General features: G+C 59.1%; 14 protein-coding genes. 6 read left to right on the forward strand and 8 right to left on the reverse strand.

The genetic code is table 11. The annotated features are described in order from the left end of the window. Window positions 1–268 precede the first annotated feature (268 nt). The 4 genes from INF37_RS08665 to INF37_RS08680 all read left to right on the forward strand — a co-directional run bounded on the left by INF37_RS08665 (window position 269) and on the right by INF37_RS08680 (window position 4,459). Window positions 269–1,318: a galactose ABC transporter substrate-binding protein gene (locus INF37_RS08665; protein WP_193537731.1), complete on the forward strand. Its 1,050-nt coding sequence runs from the start codon at window positions 269–271 to the stop codon at window positions 1,316–1,318. A gap of 215 nt (window positions 1,319–1,533) precedes the next feature. Next, window positions 1,534–3,048, forward strand: coding sequence for a sugar ABC transporter ATP-binding protein (locus tag INF37_RS08670; RefSeq protein WP_193537733.1), 1,515 nt, complete (start codon window positions 1,534–1,536; stop codon window positions 3,046–3,048). 22 nt (window positions 3,049–3,070) lie between these two features. Continuing rightward, window positions 3,071–4,090: a galactose/methyl galactoside ABC transporter permease MglC gene (locus tag INF37_RS08675; RefSeq protein ID WP_193537735.1), complete on the forward strand. Its 1,020-nt coding sequence runs from the start codon at window positions 3,071–3,073 to the stop codon at window positions 4,088–4,090. A 90-nt stretch (window positions 4,091–4,180) separates the two neighbouring features. Then, the gene (locus INF37_RS08680) at window positions 4,181–4,459 is read left to right on the forward strand and encodes a hypothetical protein (protein WP_193537737.1); all 279 of its coding nucleotides are present in this window, start codon (window positions 4,181–4,183) and stop codon (window positions 4,457–4,459) included. A gap of 54 nt (window positions 4,460–4,513) precedes the next feature. On the opposite strand, the gene INF37_RS08685 is transcribed toward INF37_RS08680, so the two are convergent. Beyond that, on the reverse strand, window positions 4,514–4,789 hold the full coding sequence (locus tag INF37_RS08685) for a translation initiation factor 2 (RefSeq protein WP_180956707.1): 276 nt from the start codon (window positions 4,787–4,789) through the stop codon (window positions 4,514–4,516). Between the two features lie 185 nt (window positions 4,790–4,974). Here INF37_RS08685 and sleB point away from each other — a divergent pair, with 185 nt between their 5' ends. Beyond that, window positions 4,975–5,658 (forward strand): spore cortex-lytic enzyme, encoded by a 684-nt coding sequence (gene sleB, locus INF37_RS08690; protein ID WP_101691339.1) that lies wholly within the window; start codon window positions 4,975–4,977, stop codon window positions 5,656–5,658. Window positions 5,659–5,694: 36 nt separating this feature from the next. On the opposite strand, the gene thpR is transcribed toward sleB, so the two are convergent. From thpR to nadA, 6 genes are all read right to left on the reverse strand, one after another. Continuing rightward, a complete protein-coding gene (thpR, locus tag INF37_RS08695) occupies window positions 5,695–6,234 on the reverse strand; it encodes an RNA 2',3'-cyclic phosphodiesterase (protein ID WP_101691340.1) in 540 nt (179 codons plus the stop codon). A 180-nt stretch (window positions 6,235–6,414) separates the two neighbouring features. Next, on the reverse strand, window positions 6,415–6,957 hold the full coding sequence (locus INF37_RS08700; protein ID WP_101691341.1) for a stage V sporulation T C-terminal domain-containing protein: 543 nt from the start codon (window positions 6,955–6,957) through the stop codon (window positions 6,415–6,417). Between the two features lie 136 nt (window positions 6,958–7,093). Continuing rightward, on the reverse strand, window positions 7,094–7,642 hold the full coding sequence (locus INF37_RS08705; RefSeq protein WP_193537739.1) for a transcription repressor NadR: 549 nt from the start codon (window positions 7,640–7,642) through the stop codon (window positions 7,094–7,096). An 18-nt stretch (window positions 7,643–7,660) separates the two neighbouring features. Beyond that, on the reverse strand, window positions 7,661–8,521 hold the full coding sequence (gene nadC, locus INF37_RS15705) for a carboxylating nicotinate-nucleotide diphosphorylase (protein WP_235964273.1): 861 nt from the start codon (window positions 8,519–8,521) through the stop codon (window positions 7,661–7,663). Window positions 8,522–8,524: 3 nt separating this feature from the next. After that, complete coding sequence (locus INF37_RS15710; protein ID WP_235964274.1) at window positions 8,525–9,706, reverse strand: L-aspartate oxidase; 1,182 nt, start codon at window positions 9,704–9,706, stop codon at window positions 8,525–8,527. 25 nt (window positions 9,707–9,731) lie between these two features. Continuing rightward, a complete protein-coding gene (gene nadA / locus INF37_RS08715) occupies window positions 9,732–10,637 on the reverse strand; it encodes a quinolinate synthase NadA (protein WP_101691343.1) in 906 nt (301 codons plus the stop codon). A 312-nt stretch (window positions 10,638–10,949) separates the two neighbouring features. On the opposite strand from nadA, the gene INF37_RS08720 reads away from it, so the two are divergent. Further along, the gene (locus tag INF37_RS08720) at window positions 10,950–12,422 is read left to right on the forward strand and encodes a M15 family metallopeptidase (RefSeq protein WP_193537741.1); all 1,473 of its coding nucleotides are present in this window, start codon (window positions 10,950–10,952) and stop codon (window positions 12,420–12,422) included. A gap of 80 nt (window positions 12,423–12,502) precedes the next feature. Here INF37_RS08720 and INF37_RS08725 read toward each other — a convergent pair whose 3' ends face one another. Beyond that, entirely contained in the window at window positions 12,503–14,299 is a 1,797-nt protein-coding gene (locus tag INF37_RS08725; protein WP_193537743.1) for an S-layer homology domain-containing protein, read from the reverse strand. Window positions 14,300–14,350: the final 51 nt, after the last annotated feature.

The raw sequence follows: 14,350 nt of genomic DNA on the forward strand, positions 1-14,350 counted from the left end.
TATTTCTATTTATTTTGCACAAACAACAAATTATGACGAAAAAGTGAATATCGTCGGGGGCGCTCTTTATTGACTTTTTATAAAAAAGATGCTACTGTAAAGCTAAGCTGTGGGAAAGCCCACATCAGCCTCTGAAAACGGGTAGGGATGGCGTTACATATGTACTTATTTGACATTGGCTCTATGGATTTCCCAGGGGGCGGGTACATATCCGGCATCCGGATCTGTTGGAAGAGCATCTCCACATATTGAAAAGGAGCGACATCCAATGAAGAAGAGAAAAGTTCTTGCAACGATCCTTGGTTCCTGCATGGTCCTGTCCCTGGCCGCCTGCGGCGGCGGTACCGCCACCACCTCTACCCCTCCTGCTCCCACCGGCTCCGCCGTCGTGGAGGGGATTGAGAGCCAGGTGCCCGCTGGCGGCACCGTCGGCGTGTGCATCTACAAGTTCGACGATAACTTCATGACCACCTACCGTACCGCTCTGGAGACCATCCTGAAGGACAAGGGCTACGAGGTCACCGTGGTGGACGGCAACAACGACCAGGCCAAGCAGACCGAGCAGATCAACACCTTCATCGCTCAGGGCGTGGACGCGCTCATCATCAACCCCGTCATGACCAGCGCCGCCTCTTCCATCGTCAACCTGGTGCAGACCGCTGACATCCCCACCGTCTTTATCAACCGTGAGCCCACCGCCGAGGACATGGCCTCTTATAACAAGTGTGTCTACGTCGGCTGTGACGCCGCTCAGTCCGGTACCTTCCAGGGCGAGCTGATCCTGGAGACCGAGACCAAGGGCGACATCAACGGCGACGGCAAGGTCTCCTACATCATGATCCAGGGCGACCCCGAGAACATCGACGCCAAGCTGCGCACCGAGTACTCCGTCAAGGCTCTGACCGATGCCGGCATGGAGGTTGAGCAGCTCAACCTGACCCGCGGCGACTGGGATCAGAACAAGGGCCAGGAGATCTGCGCCAACGACCTGGCTCAGTTCGGCGATAAGGTCGAGGTTGTCTTCAGCAACAACGACTCCATGGCTCTGGGTGCCATGGAGGCCATCAAGACCGCTGGCCGCACCGTTGGCAAGGACATCTACATCGTGGGTGTTGACGCTCTGGACGCCGCTCTGGACGCCGTCAAGGCCGGCGAGATGACCGGTACCGTTCTGAACGATGCGCAGAGCCAGGCCGAGAAGGCTGTGGAGTGCATGGAAGGCCTGCTGGGCGGCACCACCTATGCCGAGGGCGAGCAGTCCATCTATGTTGACTACGTGAAGGTCACCAGCGACAACGTCGCCGAGTTCATCAAGTAAGTTTCCGATTCCTGTTTTACCAGTCTAGCAGTTTCGATTTACGAGGAGGGGAGATATGTACGGATGAAAACGACGTACATATCTCCCCCTTCCTGTCGGTTGTGGTTTGTGTGGTGTACGGCACCCTGCTTTGAGAAATGGCTCGCATACCGGTGCGCCGTTTCTGAAGGCAGGACCGTAACGAAGAGAGCAACAAGCAAAGAGGGGGCCAGTTCATGTCAGAGTATCGTTTGGAGATGCGTAATGTCGTGAAGACCTTCCCCGGCGTCAAGGCACTGGACCACGCGCAGCTCCGGCTGCGTCCAGGAACCGTACACGCTCTGATGGGCGAAAACGGCGCGGGAAAGTCCACACTGATGAAGTGTATGTTCGGCATCTACCATATGGACGAGGGAGAAATTTTTTATGAGGGCCAGCCGGTCCACATCAAGGACCCGCTGGATGCCCTGCACCACGGCATCGCCATGGTGCATCAGGAGCTGCAGCCCATTACGGAGCGCAGCATCGGTGAAAATATCTATGTAGGCCGCTATCCTCTCAAGCAGATCGGCCCGGTCAAAATCATTGACCACAAGAAAATGTATGAGGACGCCGCCCGGGTGCTGGAAGAAGTCCATATGAACTTCGACCCCCGCGCCAAACTGGGTTCCCTGAGCGTCTCCCAGATGCAGCTGGTGGAGATCGCCAAGGCCGTTTCCGCCGACTGTAAGGTGCTCATTCTGGACGAGCCCACCTCCTCCCTCACCGCCGGCGAGGTGGAGGCCCTCTTCACCATCGTGGAGGAGCTCAAGTCCAAGGGCGTGGCCATCGTCTATATCTCCCACAAGATGGATGAGATCCTGCGCATCTCGGATGAGGTCACCATCATGCGCGACGGCCAGTACATTGGCACCTGGGCCGCCAAGGAACTGACCACCGATATGATCATCACAAAAATGGTGGGCCGCGAGCTGGTGGACCTCTATCCCAAACGGAAAAATGTTCCCGGCGAGGAGGTCCTTCAGATAGAGGACTTCACCTCCATCAACCCCAAGAGCTTCCGGAATGTGACCTTCAGTGTGCGGAAGGGCGAGATTCTGGGAGTCGCCGGTCTGGTGGGTGCCCAGCGCACCGAGCTGATGGAGGGTCTGTTTGGCCTGCGTTGCCATTCCAAGGGTACCATTACCTATAAGGGCGAAGAACTCAAGATCAACCGTCCGGCCGACGCCATCAAGAAGGGGATCGCCATGCTGACCGAGGATCGCCGGGCCACCGGTATTCTGGGCGTTCTCTCCATCGCGGATAACGTCTCGATCTCCTCCCTGAATCAGTATCTCATCGGCGGGATCATGCTGGATGACAAGAAGATCGAGCAGCTGGTGCAGGACAACGTGGCCAAGCTCTCCATCAAGACGCCCTCCTCCAAGACGCTGATCCAGTCTCTCTCCGGCGGCAACCAGCAGAAGGTGCTCATCAGCCGCTGGCTGGCCAACAATCCGGATATCTTCATTCTGGACGAGCCCACCCGCGGTATCGACGTGGGTGCCAAGTACGAGATCTACTGCATCATTGAGGAGCTGGCCCGTCAGGGAAAGAGTATCATCATGATCTCCTCTGAAATGGGCGAACTCATCGGCATGTCGGACCGCATCATGGTCATGTGCGACGGCCGCGTCACCGGCTTTATCGACGGAGACAAGGCCAATCAGGAGAATATCATGGAACTGGCCACGCAGTTCGAGGCAGTCTGAATCAGAGAGAGGAGATTGGACTATGGCAAAGGAAGCAAAGCAGCTCAACGCTGCCCGTGTAAAACAATTTCTATCCAATTATGCGATTATAATTCTGATCGCTCTGCTGGCGCTGGCCGTCGGCTTTACCCGCGACAACTTCTTCAGCCGCAGCAACCTGGTAAACCTCATCATCAACGTCAGCCCCCGTTTCATCATCGCCTGCGGTGTGTCGGGCTGTCTGATCACCAAGGGAACCGACCTGTCGGCCGGACGTATGGTGGGCCTGTCGGCCTGTCTGTCCGCCATGCTGCTCCAGGATGTGGCCTACTCCGGCCGCATGCTGCCCTGGCTGCCTGATGTGCCCGTGTTCGTGGGCCTGATCGCCGTTCTGGTCATCTGCGGCATCTTCGGCGCCATCAACGGCTGCGTCATCGCCTTCCTGAAGGTTCCCCCCTTCATCGCAACCCTGGGCATGCAGACCATCGTCTATGGCCTGTGCAGCGTCATCACCAAGAACCAGCCCATGGGCGGCTACAAGGACTCCTACACCAAAGTGGCCAACGGCTATCTGCTGGAGGGCGCTGTGGGCAAGATCATCCCCTATCTGGCCATCATTGCCCTGATCATTGGTCTGTTTATGTGGTTCCTCTACAACAAGACCCGTCACGGTAAGTACATGTACGCCATCGGCGGCAACGAGAGCGCTGCCCAGGTGGCCGGCGTCAACGTCCCCGCCACTCTGATCCGCATCTATCTGCTGGCGGCTGTCCTCTATGCTCTGGGCGGCTTCCTGCTGGGTGCCAAGGCCGGCGGCGCTTCCGTCCAGACCGGCTACGGCTATGAGCTGGAGGCCATCGCCGCTTGTACCATCGGCGGCGTCTCCACCAACGGCGGCGTTGGCAAGATCTCCGGCGTTCTGGTGGGTGTTCTGGTCTTCGAGATCCTCAAGATCTGCCTGCAGTTCCTGCGCGTGGACCCCGCCTACACCTTCATTGCACAGGGCCTGGTCATCATCGTGGCCGTCGCTCTGGATCTGCGCAAGTATCTGGCCAAGAAATAATTTCTCATGTTCCGCGGCCTCCTGTCCCAGTCCGGGACAGGAGGCCGTATCCTACTCCAACCGGATGCAGACAAAGGAGCTTGGATCGTCATGCGTCTCTTTTCATCGCGGAAAGCACAGCTGGAACAAAAAGCCCGGGAACTGGAAGAGCGGGAAGCCCGCCTCATCCAGCGGGAACAGGCCCTGGAACAGCAGTCCGTCCAGTCGGAGGAGGAGGCCTCTCCCCCTCCCTCCGGTCCCCGGAATGCCAAGGAGCGCTTCTATGATAAAATCCCGGTCACCGTCCACCAGCTGGATATCTTCATCGGCATATGCATTGCCGCTTTCGTTCTGGTCGTCCTGATCGGCGCTATCCAGGGGCAGGGATAATCCCTCCATCAAACGTCCTTCCACGCGCTCTGTGGAAGGACGTTTTTCGTTGTCTCAGCACAGGTAGAGCGCAAAACTCCAGCACGCGGTGGCCATCAGCGCCCCCATGGCCAGATAGGCCGGGATGGGGATCCTTCTGAGCCAGCGCATAAACGGGGTGTTGCGCTTGACATATCCCTTGGCTACGCTTCTTGCCTCCTGAAGCACCTGCTCGGCCGAAACCCCCCTTCCGCAGAACGCCTCCTCCTTGACGATGAAAATGGCCTCTTCAAACAGTCTGGGGTCGGGAGACTTGACGACAATGACCCGGCGTGAAACACCTTTTACCATCGTGTACACTTCCTTTTTCTTCGTTTCTCTCAGTATGGCCAGATGCAGGAAGAACCATACAGTACAAGCAGAATTTGATCGGTATTCTCACCGCATAGTTCCCTCCGCTTTCCCGTAAACTAGAAACGCATATTCCATTCAGACCTGTGCGGGATCCTTCCGCCAGGCAAGGAGGCTTGATCCATTTGTGTCAGGACCGAAAACGTCTGATCCGCGCGCTGTGCATCCTGTTTGCTGTCAATATTCTGGTCATCAGCGTCCTTCAGACCGCATCTCAGGCGGCCACATACCGCCAGGGGTCCACAGGAGAACCCGTACGCACCATTCAGACCAAGCTGCGCAACTGGGGCTATTACGACGGCGCCGTGGACGGCATCTATGGCTCCGCTACCACCGCAGCGGTAAAGCTGTTTCAAAAGAAGAATGGCCTCACGCCGGACGGAATCACCGGTCCGGCCACCCTTCGGGCTCTTGGTATGCCGGACAGCGGCGGCGGCAGCAGCGGCTCCAACGCCCAGTCGGCCGACCTGGAGCTGCTGGCCCGCGTCATCTCAGCGGAGGCCCGGGGCGAGCCGTACAGCGGCCAGGTGGCCGTGGGGGCCGTGATCCTGAACCGGGTAGAGCACCCGGCCTTTCCCAGCACCATTGCCGGCGTGGTCTATCAGCCCGGCGCCTTTACCTGTATGGTGGACGGGCAGTTTGACGAGCCGGTGGCCGAGTCCTCTGTCCGCGCCGCCCGGGATGCCATCAACGGCGCAGATCCCAGCGGCGGAGCGATCTACTATTTCAATCCAGACACCGCCACCAGCGCATGGATCTGGAGCCGGCCGCTGATCAAAGTCATCGGCAAACACCGTTTCTGCGCATAAAAAAACAGGACAGGCCGTGCCTGTCCTGTTTTTCTGTCAATTCTCTTCGGTGAGCATCGTGCGGTGAAGCGGGGTGTAGAAGAGATTTCCCCGGTCCCAATCCGAGCGAAAGAGCGTCATATAGCGCACTTCAAAGCTCATCGGCGGAAGAAGGCGCTCCAACTCAGCCACATCCAGATCCGGCTTGGGCTGGACCTGACGCGCAAGGCTGGCGTGAGGCTGATAGGGCTTATCACTGATCTCAAAACCAGCACCGCGCAGCGAATCTGCCAGCTTTGCCTGGAGATCCATCAGCGGCGGTGTGGACTCAATTCCCATCCACCAGAGGTCCCCCTCTTTCAGCGAGAACTGTCCGATTCCAGAGCTGATCAGGGGGAAAGGCGCTCCATGGACCTGATCCATGGCTTGAATGACATCTGCCAGGCGATCTGTCTCGCCTAAGAAAGCCAGTGTCAAATGAAAAGTTCCCCGCGGTGTGGGGATGCAGTGCTCGGTATGTGTCTTCAGATAGTGCGTGGCCGTATCCATCCGATCCTTCCAGAGCGGAGGCAGGGATACGGCAATGAACAGGCGCATAAATAATCCCCCTTTGCTGTTTCCTATCTAAGTATATCAAAAAGGGCCATATTGTGCAAGGATGACTGTGTTTTCTAAGGGAAAGAAGTTACAACTTCTTTCTCATTTGTAACACTATACCGCACCGCGCCGCTCCCGGTGGTCATCCCTCCGGAAGCGGCGCGGTGCGGCAGCTTTGTCTCAGCTCTCCATATGGCGTCCAAGAAATCCTGCGATGGTCTGAACCAGCTTATAGTCTGTCTCGTCGGTGAGAAGCTCTTCCTCATTTCCGGCAAAAACCACACACCCCAGCACATCTCCCTCGGAGAGAATGGGTGCGGCGCAGGCCACGAAATAGCGGTGGTTGTCCTCGGTCACTGTAATAGGCGTCTCGCCATTCTGATACTGGTAGATGCCCCGGCCCTCCATGATCTGTTCCAGGGCAGAAGAGATCCGTTTGTCCGTCAAATCCCGCTTTCCGCCCCCTGCTACGGCCAGACAGGTGTCCCGGTCGGTGATGACCGAAATCCGTCCGGTGGTCTTGTTGAGGGTCTCGCACATCTGTCCTGCGAAATCTCCCAGTCCTCCCATGAGGGAGTACTTCTTAAAGATCACGCCGCCCTCGCTGTTTGTATAAATTTCCAGGGGATCGCCCTCCCGGATCCGCATGGTCCTGCGAATCTCTTTGGGGATCACCACACGGCCAAGATCGTCGATCCTGCGCACAATTCCAGTTGCTTTCATATCCATGATTCCTCCCACGGTTACTTGTTCAGACGGAGATAGTATCCGCAGGAATTGCCATCATATGCAGAAATTTGACTGGGGTTGTTTGGAAAACCTCTGAGCGATTTTGATTCTTTGTTCCGTTCTCCGGAAGTCATGCATCACCGCACGCGGTTCCCTCTTCCCCTTCCGCAGCCACGGAAATCAGAAACCCTTTTTCATGCAGCGCCTCCTGGATCAGATCCAGCGTGTCCTCGCTGTCCGCCTGGATCAAATGGTAGTGATAGTCCGAGGTCAGATGTTTGAGCGGGCTGGATTTTCCGCTGTGGATTTCCTCCAGAAAGGCGCTGGCTGTCCGGCGGGAGGAGATGAGCAGCGGCGCCCGTACCTGGCCATAGACCTGGTGGTCCACCATCACATTTTTCACCCTTCCCCCCAGATCCACGATGGTGAAAAGCTCCTCCTCGATCTGGGCGTCGGTATGCCGCACTTGAAAGACACGGCTCACCTGCTGCCCTTCATTCAGCCGATACCCCCGGTGGGTCGACAGGATATCATAGCCCGCCGCCCGGATCAGCGCGATATCCTGCACGATCACCTGGCGGCTGACCTGGCACTCCTTGGCCAGCGCGGTCCCCGACACGGGCTTCTCACTCTGTCTGATACGATCCACAATATGCTTTCTGCGCTCCGAACCGGTCATGACCCTTAAATCCTTTCTTCACTTCGCCTCCAGCGGGCGAAGATGCTTCAGAGAGAGATCCAGAATGGGGGCGGAATGGGTCAGCGCGCCGCAGGAGACATAGTCCACACCCAGATCGGCCAGCGCCCGGAGCTTCTCCAGCGTCACATTTCCCGAGCACTCGGTCTGGGCACGGCCCGCAATGCGCCGCAGGGCCTCCCGCATTTCCTCCATGGACATATTGTCCAGCATGATGATGTCCGCACCTGCAGCCAGAGCCTCTTCCACCATTTCCAGATTTTCTACTTCTACCTCAATTTTTCGCACAAACGGAGCATAGTCCCTTGCCAGACGCACCGCCTGTGCGATCCCTCCGGCCGCTCCAATGTGGTTGTCCTTCAGCAGGACTCCATCAGATAGATTATAGCGGTGATTTTGTCCGCCGCCAACCCTTACGGCATATTTTTCAAAGATCCGCATGTTGGGCGTGGTCTTTCGGGTGTCCAGAAGTTTGGTTTTGCTGCCCCGGAGAGCCTCGGCACAGGCGCGGGTATAGGTGGCGATGCCGCTCATCCGCTGGAGATAGTTGAGGGCCACCCGCTCCCCCGAGAGAAGGGCCCGGATGTCCCCACGCAGGGTAGCCAGGTGCGTTCCCGCCTCCACCTGCTCCCCGTCCTGGTGGAACCATTCCACCTGTACCTCCGGGTCCAGCAGCTGAAAGACCCGCTCAAACACCGCCAGTCCCGCGATGACGCCCCGCTCTTTGCACAAAAGCTCCACCTGTCCGGGCGTCTTCTCCCGGATCACCGCGTTGGTGCTCACATCCTCGCTGGAAATATCCTCCCGCAGTGCCTGGAGCAGCAGCGGATCGATCTGTGTGGTCATGGTAATGGGATTCATGGATCAATTCCTCCTCGTCTGGGCGCACGCTCCGGCAATGGCAGCTGCCGCCCGTTTGGCAAATACAAGGCTCTCCAGCAGGGAGTTGCTGGCCAGCCGGTTTGCGCCGTGTACGCCGTTGCAGCTGGTCTCCCCCACGGCAAACAGCCGCTCCATGGAGGTGCGGCTGTCCCGGTCCACCCAGATCCCGCCCATGAAATAGTGCTGAGCCGGTACTACGGGGATGGGTTCCCGGGTCACGTCATACCCCTGCTCCAGACAGTGCTGGTAGATATTCGGGAAGTGGTGCAGGATGGTCTCCCTGGGGATGGGCTCCATGGAGAGCCAGACAAACTCCGTCCCCTCCCGTGCCATCTCCTCCCGGATGGCCTTTGTCACCACATCCCGGGGGAGCAGTTCGTCCACAAAGCGCTTCCCCTGGTGATTGTAGAGGAGGGCCCCCTCTCCCCGCACCGACTCCGAGATGAGAAAACGCCGTCCTGGCTCCTTGGAGTAGAGGGTGGTGGGATGGAACTGGACATAGTCCAGATGCTCTGTGCGGATGCCATACCGGGCAGCCAGATCCAGCGCGTCACCGGTCAGATGGGGAAAGTTGGTGGAGTGGGGATACCGCCCGCCGATCCCACCGGTGGCCAGAATGGTGTATTGGGCCCGGATCTGCATCCTCTCACCGTGCGGTCCCCGGGCCTCGATGCCACGGCAGATCCCGTCCTCCACCAACAGGTCCGTCATCGTGGTGTAGGGTCGAATCTCCACGTTGGGCTGTTTTCGGACTGCGCAGAGCAGCTTGCTGGTGATCTCCTGTCCGGTGATATCCTTGTGAAAGAGGATACGGGGTTTGGAGTGGGCCCCTTCCCGGGTAAAGGCAAAGTCCTCCCCATCCCGCTCGAACTCCACCCCCAGCCGGACCAGATCTGCAATGATCTCCGGCGACGTGCGCACCATGAGATCCACCGACTCCATCCGGTTTTCATAGTGTCCCGCCCGCAGGGTGTCCTGGACATAGCTCTCATAGTCCTCCTCCCCGCGCAGCATACAGATCCCGCCCTGGGCCAGAAAGGAGTCGCTGCTCTCTTCCTCCGCTTTTGTGATGAGAAGGACCCGCATCCCCCGGGGCAGGTTCAGCGCGCTGAACAGCCCGGCCACGCCGGTTCCCACCACAATCACATCTGTTTTTTCTTCCATCATCTGCTTCTCCTGTCCTCCGCCATCACTTGGCCAGGCGGAGCATCTGCTCCAGCGCCCGCCGGGCCATTTCACTCTGCTCCCCGGGAAGGGAAACCGCATTCTTTCCGGTCCGGAGCACCTCCAGCACCTTTTCCAGCGTGACCTGCTTCATATCCCGGCACACCGGGCTTGTGGCGGGAAAATAGAACTTCTTTCCCGGATTGTCTCGCTCCAACCGGTGCCGCACTCCGATCTCCGTGCAGATGATGTACTCCCGCGCCTCGTGTTCGGCGGCATAGCGGATGATCCCACTGGTGCTGCCCACATAGTCCGCATGGGCCAGCAACGCAGCCGGACACTCCGGATGGGCCAGAACCGGCGCCTCCGGGTGGGCTTTCTTGAGATCGAGCACCTCGGAAAGGCGGATCTCCTGGTGGACCGGACAGCAGCCCGGATGGAAGAGAAATTCCTTCTCGGGCACCTGCTCGGCAATAAAATGGGCCAGATTCTGATCAGGGATCATCAAAATCTTCCGGTTGGGCAGGGCACGCACCACATCCAGGGCGTTGGCCGATGTGACGCACACGTCGGCACAGGCCTTGAGTGCGGCGGTGGAGTTGATATAACACACCACCGCCAGATCCTCCTCCTGTTCCCGGATCTTCCGGATCTCCTCGGGCTGCGCCATGTGGGCCATGGGACAGTCGGCCTCCAAGTCGGGCATCAGGACGGTTTTTTTCTCATTGAGGAGTTTTGCGCTCTCCCCCATAAAGCCCACTCCGCAGAAGACAATGGTCTGCTGCGGCAGGTCGAGGGCCACCTTGCTCAGATAAAAGGAGTCTCCCACATAGTCTGCAATCTCCTGCACCTCCGGGGCCACATAATAATGGGCCAGGATGACCGCATCCCGCTCCCGCTTCCAATCCTGGATCTGCTGCTCAATCGTCATGTAACGTTTCCTCTTTCCACACCGATATTTCCCACTGCTCAGCGGAACATGTTCTGTTATTGTAGCATATGTCTTGTCATATGACAACTTATTTATTTGACACAGACTTCCATCTCCAGCCCTTCCGTTTGGGGCAGACCATATTTACGCATGGGGAAAAGCGCAGATATACGCCCTGTTTTTCGACTTATTTTGACTTTTTGCATTGCAGCAGCCGTTCTCGGGGACTAAAATAAAATTTGACAGCTGTCCGCCGCAGGTTTCCCGTTCCGGCGGACGCAGTACAGAGAGAATGAGAAGGAGTCCTGCACTATGACGCACCACGTACGTATCGGTACCCTCGCTTTGGCCGGGATGTTGGCCTGCTCCGCCGCAGCGCCTGCCCTGGCGGCAGAATATGCGGATCTGAGCTGGGACCACTGGGCCTATTCCACCTTGCAGCAGGCCGCAAGCCTCGGCATTCTTCAAGGTGTAGGAGGAAACCGGATGGAGCCCGCCGCCACCATGAGTTGGGGCCAGTTCCTGTCGATCTCCGCCCGCTCCTTTGCTCCCCAGGTCTACCAGGAGGCACTGGCAGATGGGCAGGCCTGGGACATGGCTGGATATACGGCTGCTCTGGAGAGCGGCATGCTCTCCCTGGAGGACGCGCTCCCGGTCACCCCCGCCTCGCTCAACGCCCCCATTTCCCGCCAGGATGCCGCTGTGATCCTGTACCGTGCCCTGCCCGAGTCGGTCCGCGGCGGCTTCAGTACGTTTGCCCCGGATCCACCCCTCTTTACCGACTGGTCTTACATGGACGATCTCCACCAGGAAGCCGTGGGCGGTCTGGTCCGCTGCGGCGTGGTGCGCGGAAAGAGTGACGGCTCCTTCGGCTTTCAGGATACCATTCAGCGCTGCGACGGCGCTACACTGCTGATGAATACGCTGAATCTGGTGGATCAGGCCCGCTGGGGTGAGGAACAGGATATCACCATCCGTTACCTCAATGCGGAGACCGGAGAGGAGCTGCTCCCCCAGCAGCAGTTTACCTCTTCCGTGGGGGATTATCTCAGCCGCTTTGAGCAGGACCTGAGTGCGCAGCACTATACCTTCGCCGGCTTCGACCAGGTCTACCAGGTCAGCTCGGCCTGTTCCACCTATACGCTGGAATACCGCCCCATGACCCAATCGGAGATCGTGCAGGCGGAATTCTGGGCCAAGGTGGAGCGCGGAGAGGCCAATGCAGAGGATTTCTGGACCCAGGACTTCTGGCTGGTGGAGCAGGGTGAAAACACCGCTAAACTCCAGCTGCTCTTTGGGGATCCCGGAAAGCGCCGCTTTGTCAATAAAGAAGAGGCCCAGGCAAACATGGTCACAATCACAGTTCCGGTCTGGCGTCTCTCCGGCTCCGGGAAAAAGGCATCCACCGCTTCCTTCCAGGTACATGCTGCCCTGGCCCAGGACGTAACGGAAATCTTTACTGAGATCTATCAGGACCCGGAACAGTTCCCCATTCAGGATCTGGGCGGCTATTCCTGGCGCGGCGATTCGGCCACCGGCGAGCATAACTGCGGCACCGCCATCGACATCAATTCCGACAACAACTACCAGGTCCGGGACGGTGTCGCCCTGGCGGGCAGCCGCTGGCAGCCGGGCCAGAACCCCTACTCCATCTCCCCGGACAGCTCGGTGGTACGCATTTTCAAAGCTCACGGCTGGAGCTGGGGCGGTGACGCCTGGGCATACAGCACCAATCCCGCCGAGGGGTATCACGACTATATGCACTTCTCCTATATGGGCGGCTGATCCTCTCTCCATAGGGAAAAACAAAAACCGGCGTGCCAGACTGAGTCTGGCACGCCGGTTTGGCATCTAGATTCTATTTTTTATCTCTGGGCATCCACGATCACGGCGCTGAAGCGCATCAGCATGGCCGCCACTTCCGCGCGGCTGGCCAAGTCGCCGGACCGGATCTCGCCTCCATTTCCCAGCAGGATGCCATTGGAAGCGGCCCACTCCATGGCCTCACCCGCCCAGGAGGAGATGCTCTCCCGGTCGGCAAAGTTCTCTGTGCCGCTGCCGGTGCCCATGGCTCCGGCTCCATGCTGCTGCGCATAGCGGTAGAGCATGGCCGCAAGGGCCTCTCGGGTGACCGGCTCCTCCGGCGCAAACCGTCCGCCGCCGGTGCCGCTGGTGATCCCCATCTGAGCCGCCCACTGCACCCCGGGCGCAAACCAGCTTCCCTCAGGTACATCGGTAAAGGTGGGGCCCTCTGTGCACTCCGGCGCACCCTCCATGCGATACAGGACAGAGGCCACCATTGAGCGGGTCATTGCCCCCTCGGGTGCAAAGCGCCCTGCGCCGATGCCGGAAAACAGCCCTCTGGCCGAGACAAACTGCACGCCATCCTGGTACCAGGCCTGTGCCGCCACATCAGAGTAGGTGACACTCCGCTCCTCCAGCGTGATCTGGCAGGACTGAGACACACGTACCCGCATGCCCTCTTCCACGGCAACCGCCCACGGAAGGACCGCCGTCGTCCCCTCACTCTTGTGCATCACCGCCACAGTCGAGGACTTCACCTTGGCCGGCAGGGTCAGCACTGCCGTGTCCGCCTCGGCCGGAAGGGTGATCTGGGCCGAAACCGCGCCGTTTGCATCGGTATTCACCAGGGCAGTCGCACCGCTGACCGGATCGGTCACCGTGGTCTGGGTGGGCGGGACGGATTCCACCGGCGGCTCCGGCGTCACACCGCCGGCTCCACCGCCGCCACCTGCGCCGCCGCCTGCGCCACCAGTGCCGCCACCGGTATTGCCGCCCGTGCTGCCGCCGGACTCACCTCCCCCGGTACCACCGCCCGGCTGACTTCCTCCGTCGATGGTGGGCACCGCAGCCATATCCTGCTGCGCCTGCTTCTGGGCCGACTCCACGTCTGCCGCCGAATTTCCGGCCTCGATGGCCAGGCGTCCGGCATTCAGAATCTTCTCCAGCTTGGCCTGATTCTCGGCAGTATAGCGTGTCAGGTCATAGCTCTGATACGCCATGTGCAGCTGTGTGAGAGCCTGCTGCTTCTGCTGAGCCAGGTCCCGGCGCTCCTCCAGAGCCTGCATCATTGTGCGGCTCAGGTGGAGGAGATAGGTATCCGCACCCGTGCAGGCATCCGCATAGGAACCATACCACTCCGAGGTCACCTCCGACAAGGGCCGCTCCGACAGCCCGTTCAGGGTTCCGACCCAGGCTGCGGCATCGGCCAGCTGGGAGAGGCTGCGCAGGGTCTTATCGACCGCCTCATTGGCCAGTGCGGCCACCTGCTCCTGATCCGCTGTCTCCGCCAGGTCGGAGTGCTCCACTACAAACGCAGCATCAATCCCTTTCAGGGCCTCCTGCGCCAGGCCATAGAGCCGCTCGGCGGTAGCTTCGTCCACTGCATGGTTGTTCATGGCATCCAAAGCGTCCCGGTGCTCGCTCCGCCAGACTGCAACGATGGCATTCACGCGCATTTCCCTGGTCTCAACGGCTTCCATATTCTCCGTGGCCCGGGTAAAGATCCCCTCCAGCTCCTCTTCCTCTGCGGTGGAGAGCTCCTTCCATGCAGTTCCATAGTAGCCGGTCAGGGCATTCCAATCCTGTACGGTGTAGTTCTCTGCGCTGTAATGGGCAAACGCGGCATCCAGGTCGTCCAAATACGCATTGTTCCGCTTTTCTCTCCACACCGCGTAAAGCGTGATCTTCTC

The organism is Pseudoflavonifractor gallinarum (assembly GCF_014982855.1).
Classification (GTDB): Bacteria; Bacillota; Clostridia; order Oscillospirales; family Oscillospiraceae; genus Pseudoflavonifractor_A; species Pseudoflavonifractor_A gallinarum.

Excerpts from the sequence above, each read along its gene's own strand:
- INF37_RS08665 (WP_193537731.1), top strand. The coding sequence starts at position 269 with ATGAAGAAGAGAAAAGTTCTTGCAACGATCCTTGGTTCCTGCATGGTC.
- INF37_RS08670 (WP_193537733.1), top strand. The coding sequence starts at position 1,534 with ATGTCAGAGTATCGTTTGGAGATGCGTAATGTCGTGAAGACCTTCCCC.
- INF37_RS08675 (WP_193537735.1), top strand. The coding sequence starts at position 3,071 with ATGGCAAAGGAAGCAAAGCAGCTCAACGCTGCCCGTGTAAAACAATTT.
- INF37_RS08680 (WP_193537737.1), top strand. The coding sequence starts at position 4,181 with ATGCGTCTCTTTTCATCGCGGAAAGCACAGCTGGAACAAAAAGCCCGG.
- INF37_RS08685 (WP_180956707.1), bottom strand. The coding sequence starts at position 4,789 with ATGGTAAAAGGTGTTTCACGCCGGGTCATTGTCGTCAAGTCTCCCGAC.
- thpR (WP_101691340.1), bottom strand. The coding sequence starts at position 6,234 with ATGCGCCTGTTCATTGCCGTATCCCTGCCTCCGCTCTGGAAGGATCGG.
- INF37_RS08700 (WP_101691341.1), bottom strand. The coding sequence starts at position 6,957 with ATGAAAGCAACTGGAATTGTGCGCAGGATCGACGATCTTGGCCGTGTG.
- INF37_RS08705 (WP_193537739.1), bottom strand. The coding sequence starts at position 7,642 with ATGACCGGTTCGGAGCGCAGAAAGCATATTGTGGATCGTATCAGACAG.
- nadC (WP_235964273.1), bottom strand. The coding sequence starts at position 8,521 with ATGAATCCCATTACCATGACCACACAGATCGATCCGCTGCTGCTCCAG.
- INF37_RS15710 (WP_235964274.1), bottom strand. The coding sequence starts at position 9,706 with ATGGAAGAAAAAACAGATGTGATTGTGGTGGGAACCGGCGTGGCCGGG.
- nadA (WP_101691343.1), bottom strand. The coding sequence starts at position 10,637 with ATGACGATTGAGCAGCAGATCCAGGATTGGAAGCGGGAGCGGGATGCG.
- INF37_RS08720 (WP_193537741.1), top strand. The coding sequence starts at position 10,950 with ATGACGCACCACGTACGTATCGGTACCCTCGCTTTGGCCGGGATGTTG.